8 protein-coding genes are annotated in these 8,842 nt (G+C 63.8%); 2 read left to right on the top strand and 6 right to left on the bottom strand.

Annotated elements, in window-relative coordinates; translation table 11 throughout:
• The first annotated feature begins 289 nt into the window (after window positions 1–289).
• Window positions 290–1,126 (top strand): DUF1906 domain-containing protein, encoded by an 837-nt coding sequence (locus tag Q4G50_RS14050; protein ID WP_303378277.1) that lies wholly within the window; start codon window positions 290–292, stop codon window positions 1,124–1,126.
• Here the strand turns inward: Q4G50_RS14050 and Q4G50_RS14045 are convergent.
• From Q4G50_RS14045 to Q4G50_RS14030, 4 genes are all read right to left on the bottom strand, one after another.
• Window positions 1,123–1,917, bottom strand: a complete 795-nt coding sequence (locus Q4G50_RS14045) for a hypothetical protein (protein WP_303378276.1) — start codon at window positions 1,915–1,917, stop codon at window positions 1,123–1,125. The two genes, Q4G50_RS14050 and Q4G50_RS14045, sit on opposite strands and share 4 nt — an antisense overlap.
• An 89-nt stretch (window positions 1,918–2,006) precedes the next feature.
• Window positions 2,007–3,647 (bottom strand): cation acetate symporter, encoded by a 1,641-nt coding sequence (locus tag Q4G50_RS14040; protein WP_303378275.1) that lies wholly within the window; start codon window positions 3,645–3,647, stop codon window positions 2,007–2,009.
• Window positions 3,648–3,651: 4 nt separating this feature from the next.
• Window positions 3,652–3,933: a DUF485 domain-containing protein gene (locus tag Q4G50_RS14035; RefSeq protein ID WP_303378278.1), complete on the bottom strand. Its 282-nt coding sequence runs from the start codon at window positions 3,931–3,933 to the stop codon at window positions 3,652–3,654.
• A gap of 467 nt (window positions 3,934–4,400) precedes the next feature.
• The gene (locus Q4G50_RS14030; RefSeq protein WP_303378274.1) at window positions 4,401–5,231 is read right to left on the bottom strand and encodes an aldo/keto reductase; all 831 of its coding nucleotides are present in this window, start codon (window positions 5,229–5,231) and stop codon (window positions 4,401–4,403) included.
• 75 nt (window positions 5,232–5,306) lie between these two features.
• Between Q4G50_RS14030 and Q4G50_RS14025 the strand changes: the two genes are divergently transcribed.
• Window positions 5,307–6,497, top strand: coding sequence for an NADP-dependent malic enzyme (locus tag Q4G50_RS14025; protein ID WP_303378273.1), 1,191 nt, complete (start codon window positions 5,307–5,309; stop codon window positions 6,495–6,497).
• 72 nt (window positions 6,498–6,569) lie between these two features.
• On the opposite strand, the gene fkpA is transcribed toward Q4G50_RS14025, so the two are convergent.
• Both fkpA and Q4G50_RS14015 read right to left on the bottom strand, forming a co-directional pair.
• Entirely contained in the window at window positions 6,570–6,929 is a 360-nt protein-coding gene (gene fkpA / locus Q4G50_RS14020) for an FKBP-type peptidyl-prolyl cis-trans isomerase FkpA (RefSeq protein ID WP_303378272.1), read from the bottom strand.
• Window positions 6,930–7,046: 117 nt separating this feature from the next.
• Window positions 7,047–8,339 (bottom strand): citrate synthase, encoded by a 1,293-nt coding sequence (locus Q4G50_RS14015; RefSeq protein WP_303378271.1) that lies wholly within the window; start codon window positions 8,337–8,339, stop codon window positions 7,047–7,049.
• Window positions 8,340–8,842: the final 503 nt, after the last annotated feature.

The following is an 8,842-nucleotide window of genomic DNA, read 5'->3' as shown; positions in this document are numbered from 1 at the left end:
ACCACTGGCATTTCCCCAGAACAGCACTGTCAACTAAGTCCTGCACCCAGACACTCTCTGGGGCACCACTGCCGGTGACACGCTGTCGTCGGCAAAAGCCGGTATCGGGGGGTACCCTCGCTTCAAGGTAGATCGCCGTGCAGCAGTGGCTTATCTAGGCCCGTTTTCGGGCACTCCTGCACGGCGATCTACTTTTTGTCGCGCGCACTGACAGGATTTGACATGGCCCCCACCCCAACCTGTTGCTATTGTTATCCATGTTAACAATGTGACAACTCCGGGAGATCCCATGTCCACCATGAACCGGCGCGGTTTCCTCCGCGCTTCCGCCCTCGCCCTGGCCGCCGGCTCCATCGGCGCCGCCACCGTCACCGCCCCGCAGGCGGCCGCTCAGGGCCCAATCCTGGGCACCGTCATCGACTACGCGGCCGGAGTGCCGAAGGCCTCCTCCATCAAGGCAGCGGGCCACCTGGGCGCGGTCCGCTATGTCTCACAGCGCCGCCCGGGGGCAAACTGGATGATCGGCAAGCCGGTCACCCTCGCAGAGACCCGCGCCATGGCCCAGCAGGGCCTGCAGACCGCGTCGGTCTACCAGTTCGGGCGCGCCGACACCGCCGACTGGCTGCAGGGTGCGGCGGGCGCTGCCGTGCACGCCCCGCAGGCCATCGCCCTGCACGTTGCAGCGGGGGGGCCGACGGGTCGCCCGATCTACGTCGCCATCGACGACAACCCCACCCGTACCCAGTACGTCAACCAGATCCGCCCCTACCTGCAGGCTTTCCAGGCCGCTCTGCGCGTCGCCGGCTACCAGACGGGCGTGTACGGCAACTACCACGTCATTGACTGGGCGATCCAGGACGGTATCGGCACCTTCTTCTGGATGCACGACTGGGGTTCCGGCGGGAAGATCCACCCCCGCACCACGATCCACCAGCTGCCGCAGAACAAGCAGCGGAAAATCGACGGCGTCACCGTCGACATCAACAACGTCTACGCCCGCGACTGGGGCCAGTGGACCCCGGGCCAGGCCGCCCCGGTCGCCCCGCCCGCTCCCCCGGCCCAGAACCCGGCGCCCCAGCATGCGACGCAGTTGCTGGACGCGCTGCTGAAGTCGTCCAGTCTCTAGTTCTCTTGGGCCTCGGCTACCTCGTCGGCAAGCTGCCTTTCGACGAGGTCGCTGAGCTCTTCTGCCGTACCGGTCACGGCGGCGGCGACGACGTAGTTCGCGCCGAAAGACACCGAGGAGTGTAGGTCCCGCCGATCCGACCAACCCCACTTGGTGCCGATCACCCCCGGCAGGACCGAGGTCCCGAAATCCTGGCCGTAGCCGTCGGCGGCGACGGGGGTCGCTTCCGCCATGGCCACCAGGATCGGATGGGTGGGATCGTCCTCGATGAGTTGGGCGATGAAGTTCACGGCGTCATAGCTGGAGGTGACGGAAAAACCCCAGCGGTCCGCCGCGCGGGTGGAGACGAGCCCGTACTTGTCCACGACCTCGTCGATCGATTCCGGGTACGCCCGGTACAGCTCGTTGGCCGCGCGGTCATCCGAGGAGCTGATCATCGTGATCGCCTGGTACTGCTCCTCCAGCGTGCCGTGTTCGATGACGTACTCGGCGATGTAGAGCTTGATCAGGCTCAGCGCGGGGCGCGCGAAACGTTCCGTGGCGGTGCCTGTGCGGTAGCCGTCGGACATGCGGTAGAAACTCACCTGCGAGCCGGTGGAGTTCTCCACGAAGGATTCCAGGTCCGGGCCGGAGACGGTGACGGGCTTGACTTCCTGCTTATCGACGACCGCGGGGGTCACCGCGGCGGGTTCCGGCGCGGCGTCGATAAGCGGGGTGTCGGGTAGACCGACGACAGCGACCGCGGGGATCGCGAACAGCGCCGCAACGGCGACCGCACTGACAGTGCGCACAAAGGTTCCTGACACGTTGGAATATGATAGCGCCGCCACCACGATTCAACGTGATGACGGCGCTTGGGGGTGAGCGTCAGGGTTGGTGACTAGTGGTCGACCGGAGCCTCGACACCGACACCGGTGAGGGAGCGGACCTCCATCTCGGACTGGAGGTGATCCAGGTTGTCCGGCTTGGTGGCCAGGGTGGCGATGATACCGGCGGCGAAGGCCAGCGGGATCGAGACCAGACCCGGGCTGGTCAGCGGGAACCAGGACCAGTCGGAGTTCGCGAACATAGCGGACGGAGCTCCGGAGACAGCCGGGGAGAAGAAGATCAGGACCAGAGCCGAGACCGTACCGGTGTACATGGAGGCAACGGCACCAGCGGTGTTGAAGCGCTTCCAGTACAGGGAGAACAGGATGGTCGGGACGTTCGCGGACGCTGCCACAGCGAAGGCCAGGGAGACCAGGAACGCAACGTTCTGGGACATGGCCAGGATGCCCAGGATGATGGAGATGATACCCAGGACGATAACCGTGATGCGGGAGATGCGGACGGTCTCTTCCTCAGTGGCCTTACCGTCGCGGAGAACGTTGTTGTAGACGTCGTGGGCAACGGAAGCGGAAGCGGTAATCGCCAGGCCGGCGACGACGGCGAGAACCGTAGCGAACGCGACAGCGGAGATCAGGGCCATGAAGATCGAGCCACCGAGATCCAGTGCCAGCAACGGCGCGGCGGCGTTGGCTCCACCCGGAGCGGCCAGGATGCGGTCCGGGCCGACGAGAGCGGCAGCACCGTAGCCGAGAACCATGGCGAACAGGTAGAAGGAACCGATGAGGACGATGGCCCAGGTGACGGACTTACGGGCTTCCTTGGCGGTGGGAACCGTGTAGAAGCGCATGAGAACGTGCGGCAGACCAGCGGTACCCAGAACCAGGGACAGACCCAGGGAGATGAAGTCGAGCTGGTTGGTCAGGGAGCCGCCGTAACGCAGACCCGGCTTCATGATGTCCTCGGCGGCGTAGCCGGCCTCGGCGATGCGGGCGGAACCTGCGTGAGCGGCAATAGCCTCGTTGAACAGGGTGCTGAAGCCACCGCGGATGGCGATGAAGGTCCAGATCGTCATGATGGCGACACCACCGATGAGGAGGACGGCCTTAATCATCTGGACGTAGGTGGTGCCCTTCATGCCGCCGATGAGCACGTAGGCGGTCATGATGACACCGACGACGGCAACGACGATGGCCTGCTCGGTGGTGCCGTGCAGATCCAGGAGGACCGAGACCAGGGAGCCGGCGCCGGCCATCTGGGCGATGAGGTAGAACAGGGAAACCGCCAGGGTGGCGACAGCCGCGGCCACACGGACCGGCTTCTGACGCAGGCGGAAGGAGAGCACGTCAGCCATGGTGAAGCGGCCGACGTTACGCAGCGGCTCGGCGACGAGCAGCAGGGCGACCAGCCAGGCGACGAAGAAGCCGATGGAGTAAAGGAAGCCGTCGTAGCCGTTGAGGGCGATAGAGCCGACAATGCCGAGGAAGGAGGCTGCCGAGAGGTAGTCACCTGCGATGGCGAGGCCGTTCTGGGTGCCGGTGAAGGAAGCACCACCGGTGTAGAAGTCGGATGCCTCAGAGGTGGTCTTGCCGGCACGCATAACCACGGTCATGGTGACGACGATGAACACAACGAAGACCGCGATATTGAGGATCGGGTTGCCGGTGTTTTCCTGTGCAAGGTAGGTCAGGTCCATGGTCCTAGCCCTCCATTTCCTGGCGAATCGCGGCGGTGCGCGGCTCGATGTTCTTGTTGGCGAACTTCACGTAGATCCAGGTGATCAGGAACGTGGTGAAGAACTGAAGCAGGCCGAAGATGATGCCGTAGTTAAAGCCACCACCGACCTCGGTTGCCATCCAGTCCGCTGCAAAGGTCGCCGTGAGCAGGTACACAAGGAACCAGACGAAGAAGGCGGCGGACATGGGGAAGGCGAACTTGCGGAAGACCGAGCGCAGTTCCTGGAACTGCGGGCTCTCCTGCATCGCTTTGAATTCCTCGGACGTCGGCTCGCGCCGGCCATCCGGTCGGACAACTGGAGTCGCGCTCACTGTGTTCTCTCTTTCATATCGGACCCCGGAATAATCACCGGGGAGTCGAGCTTTCGGTGACTTCCACCTCAGGACTCAGGCCCTGTGGAAGCAGTCACACTCTGTGCTGCAAATGTAAGTTACCTGGCTCACATTGCAACGTTGAAGCAAACAGGCACAATTGGCCCGATATGTGCCCGCACTCACCCCCGGCAACTGCCACTACCAGCATCTCCGTTGGTAGCACCTCTACCCCCGCCCGGGAACTCGCCACCATTAGCTAACGTTGCAAACCGACTCTTCACACACTCGCCGATCTTCACAAACGTGGCCCAGATCACCAGCAAGCCTTCGCAATCTTCACCATTTTCGCCATAACTGCAGGTCAAGGGCCCACATTACGGTCTGACCACGCATTGCTCTCAGAACGATCTCGGATCCTGGAAGACCCGCCCCGCGCCCGCTGCGTTGTCGAGTTCACAGATCCTCGCCACCTGTTCCCGGTTGAGTGGGAACGTGCCCGCCCGCAGATTCTGCTCCAGGCGGCGGGGGTGCGCTGACTTCGGGATGACCACACACCCCAAGTGCATCGCCCACGCCAGCGCCACCTGCGCCGGGGTAGCGCCCACCTCCCGGGCCACCGCATCCACCGCCTCATGCCGCAGCGAGGCGCCCCGACCGAGCGGGGACCACGCGACCGTCGTCACGCCCAGCTCCGCGTGCAACTCACGAAGCGGCCGCTGCGAAAACCCCGGGTGTAGCTCCACCTGATTCGTCGCCGGCACCACCCCGACCTTGTCGACAACCTCGCGCAGCACCTCCTCATAGAAATTCGCCACCCCCACCGACTGCACCAAGCCCAGGCCCTGCACCTTCGCCACCGCCTCATAGGCCTCCACATACCGGCCCTGCGCCGCGTGCGGCCAGTGCACAAGATAAAGGTCGAGGTAGTCGAGCCCGAGGCGCTCAAGGGAGCGTCGGCAAGCACGAGGCGTCTGCGTCGCACCCTGTTCGTCCTGCCACGCCTTTGACGTGATGAACAGCTCCGCGCGGGTGACATCCCCGGCGGCGATGGCATCACGCACCGCGCGCCCCACAATCTCCTCATTGCCATAGGCCGAGGCGGTGTCCAGGTGCCGGTAGCCCATTTCCAGCGCGAGGCGGATGACCCGGTACCCCTCCTCCCCCGTCAGCTGCCAGGTGCCCAGGCCGATCTGGGGTATTACGGAACCGTCATTGAGGGTGAGCGTCATGGATACCATTGTGCCCCTAAACACCTTGGCGTGGAACACCCGAGATTTGGGCTCGCTGGCAATAGACTGACAACCATGACTGACGTCCGAAATCCACACGTCCATCACATCGCGGAGCTATCCGATGATGAGATTTTCGCCGCCCACGAAAGTGGCAAACTGTCCATCCGCACCGCGCGCCCGCTGAAAACGCAGCGCGACCTCTCGCTGTGCTACACCCCCGGTGTCGCCCGCGTGTGCACGGCCATTGCGGACAATCCCGCGCTGGCAAACAGGTTCACGGGCGTCGGACACACCGTGGCCATCATTTCCGACGGCACCGCGGTCCTCGGCCTCGGGGATATCGGCCCCCGCGCCTCCCTGCCCGTCATGGAAGGCAAAGCCCAGCTCTTTGATCGTTTCGCCGGTCTCAACGCCATCCCGATCGTCCTGGACGAAACCGACACCGACCGCCTCGTCGACGTCATCAAAGCCATCGCCCCCTCCTTCGGAGCCATCAACCTGGAGGACATTTCCGCACCCCGCTGCTTTGAGGTCGAACGCCGCCTCATCGACGAGCTAGACATGCCGGTCATGCACGATGACCAGCACGGCACCGCCGTTGTCATCCTCGCCGCCCTGGCTAACGCCTGCCGCCTGCTGGAGCGCGACATGACAGGCCTCAAGGTGGTCATCTCCGGGGCGGGCGCCGCCGGTGTGGCGTGTAAAAAGATTCTTGCCGACGCCGGCGTCACCGACATCATCATGCTCGATTCCCGCGGTGTCATCCACGCCGGGCGGGAGGGCCTCAACCCGGTCAAGCAAGAACTCGCGGATACGACCAACCCCCGCGGGGTCACTGGCGGCGTCGTCGACGCCTTCACCAACGCGGACTGCTTCATCGGTCTGTCTGCCGGCTCCATCCCGGAAGCGGCGCTGCAGGTGATGTCTGCACAGCCGATCCTGTTCTCCCTGGCCAACCCGAACCCCGAGATCGACCCCGAGTTGGCCTACCGCTACGGCGCCGTGGTGGCCACCGGACGCTCCGACCTGCCCAACCAGATCAACAACGTCCTCGCCTTCCCCGGAATCTTCCACGGCGCGCTGGCAGCTGGGGCCACCAAAATCACCCCGTTGATGAAGCTGGCGGCGTCCCGGGCTATCGCGAAGGTGGCGCAAGAACACCTCGATATCGAGCACATCGTCCCCTCCCCGCTCGACCCGTCCGTGGCCCCCGCGGTGAGCAAGGCCGTCGCCGCCGCCTGGCGCGACTCCCAGGGGCAGTAGTCACCCAGCAGACGACAACGCTCCGACCCACCCGCAGGTGGGACGGAGCGTTGTTCGTATCTGGGTCGCTAGCTATCCGACGCTGAGCAGGTCGATGACGAAGACCAGGGTGCGGCCGGAAAGGGGGTGTCCGCCGCCGGCGGGGCCATAGGCCAACTCCGGCGGAATGGTCAGCTGGCGACGGCCGCCAACCTTCATGCCGGGGATACCCTCCTGCCAGCCGGCGATGAGCCCGTTGAGCGGGAACTCGATGGACTGGCCACGGTCCCAGGAGGAGTCGAACTCCTGGCCGGACTCAAAGTCGACGCCGACGTAGTGGACCTCGACGAGACCACCGGGCTGCGCCTCCTCGCCCTCACCGACGATGAGGTCAACCGCGACGAGCTCTTCCGGTGCGGGACCGGTCTGGGCTTCGATCTGGGGCTTGGTCATGGGGATTACTCCTTATTTAAGTGAATGGTTCACGAAAAACCGGGCACAACGCCCACCAGTATAAGTAGGTGGGGTTGTGCCCGGTAATTTCACGCGCGGACCAACAGCGTTTTAGTCCTAGCGCTCCTCACGCGGGGTGACGGTGCGCAGGGTGTTGCCGGTGTAGATCTGGCGCGGGCGGTTGATCTTGGTGGAGGTCGCCAGCTGCTCGCGGTAGTGGGCGATCCAGCCCGGCAGGCGGCCGATGGCGAACAGGACAGTGAAGAAGTCCGTCGGGAAGCCCATGGCGCGGTAGATCAGGCCGGTGTAGAAGTCGACGTTCGGGTACAGCTTGCGGGAGATGAAGTACTCGTCGTTGAGTGCGATCTCCTCGAGCTTCATGGCGAGGTCGAGCAGGTGGTCGCCACCGAGGTGCTCGAGGATCTCGTGTGCGGTCTCCTTGACGATGGCTGCACGCGGGTCGTAGTTGCGGTAGACGCGGTGTCCGAAGCCCATGAGGCGGACACCCTTCTCCTTGTTCTTCACGCGGTTCATGAAGTCGGTGGCGTCGCCGCCGTTGGCGTCGATCTCCTCGAGCATCTCAAGGACTGCCTGGTTGGCGCCGCCGTGCAGCGGGCCGGAGAGGGCGTTGATGCCGCCGGCGATGGAGACGAACATGTTCGCCTGTGCGGAGCCGATCATGCGGACGGTGGAGGTGGAGCAGTTCTGCTCGTGGTCAGCATGCAGGATGAGCAGCTTGTCCAGAGCCTTGACCATGACCTCGTCGATCTCGTAAGGCTCGGTCGGGTAGCCGAACATCATGCGCAGGAAGTTCTCGCGCGCGTTGAGGGAGTTGTCCGGGTACATGTACGGGGCACCCTTGGAGGCGCGGTACGCGTATGCGGCCAACATCGGGACCTTGGCCATGAGGCGGACGGTCGCCTTGTGCTGGTGCTCCTCGTTCAGCGGATCCAGCTCGTCCTGGTAGTAGGTGGAGAGGATGTTGACGGAGGAGGCGAGCACGGACATCGGGTGCGCGTCACGCGGGAACACGTTGAACTGGGACTTGAAGTCCTCGTCCAGCAGGGTGTGGTGGCGGATCTCGTTGGAGAACGTGCGCAGCTCATCGGTGGTGGGCAGCTCACCGTTGATCAGGAGGTAGGAGACCTCGTTGAAGGTGGCGTTCTCGGCCAGGTCAGCGATGTCGTAGCCGCGGTGGCGCAGGATGCCGTTGTCACCGTCGATGTAGGTGATGGCGGACTCGCAGGAACCGGTGGAGACATAGCCCGGGTCGTAGGTGACCAGGCCGGTGTCGGCGAGCATCTTGCCGAGAACGACACCGTCGTTACCCTCGGTGGCCTTGATGATGTCCATCTCGAACTCGCCGCCGGGGTAGTTGAGTACGGCCTTTTCCGTGTTGTCAGTAGCCACTGTGTACCTTTCAGACTTCGTTGTCGACCTTGCCCCGGTGTAGGGGTCAGCCGTCGTGAGGAACTTCCATGAGTGTGACGCCCACCGTAGTTCCGACATGACGGTGAGTCATGTTTCAGCTTAGGTGACGCTGTCACGATGATGTTGGCGGTTTTCCCGCCGGGCTCCCCCCACAATTGTGTGAAGTGCTCCCGGACAAAAACCGATGTGTGCAGTTGTGCTGCCACCACAAGGCGTTTGCGCTGCTCTCCGGAGAACAGGGGTGCCGTGGATTTGGTGGACCAGGGCACAGTTTAGCAAATCATGTGATGGAGGCAACAGATTTCGGAAAAGCAGGTCACCCCCGGGGAATTTGCGGGGATATGCCCACCTGTTTACCCCTACGGCTACCCCCGTTGACGGTGACCGGGGCAACTGGCGGGTTCCGGTTCGTGGCGGATCGGGGAGATACTAAGGTGGATCACGTTTGGACAGCACTCCTCAAGACCACGACTCATGACGAC

Origin of the sequence: Corynebacterium sp., from assembly GCF_030538285.1 — a bacterium.
Lineage (GTDB): Bacteria > Actinomycetota > Actinomycetes > Mycobacteriales > Mycobacteriaceae > Corynebacterium.
The sequence above is the reverse complement of the archived record's forward strand: the minus strand, read 5'-3'. Positions and strand labels throughout refer to the sequence as shown.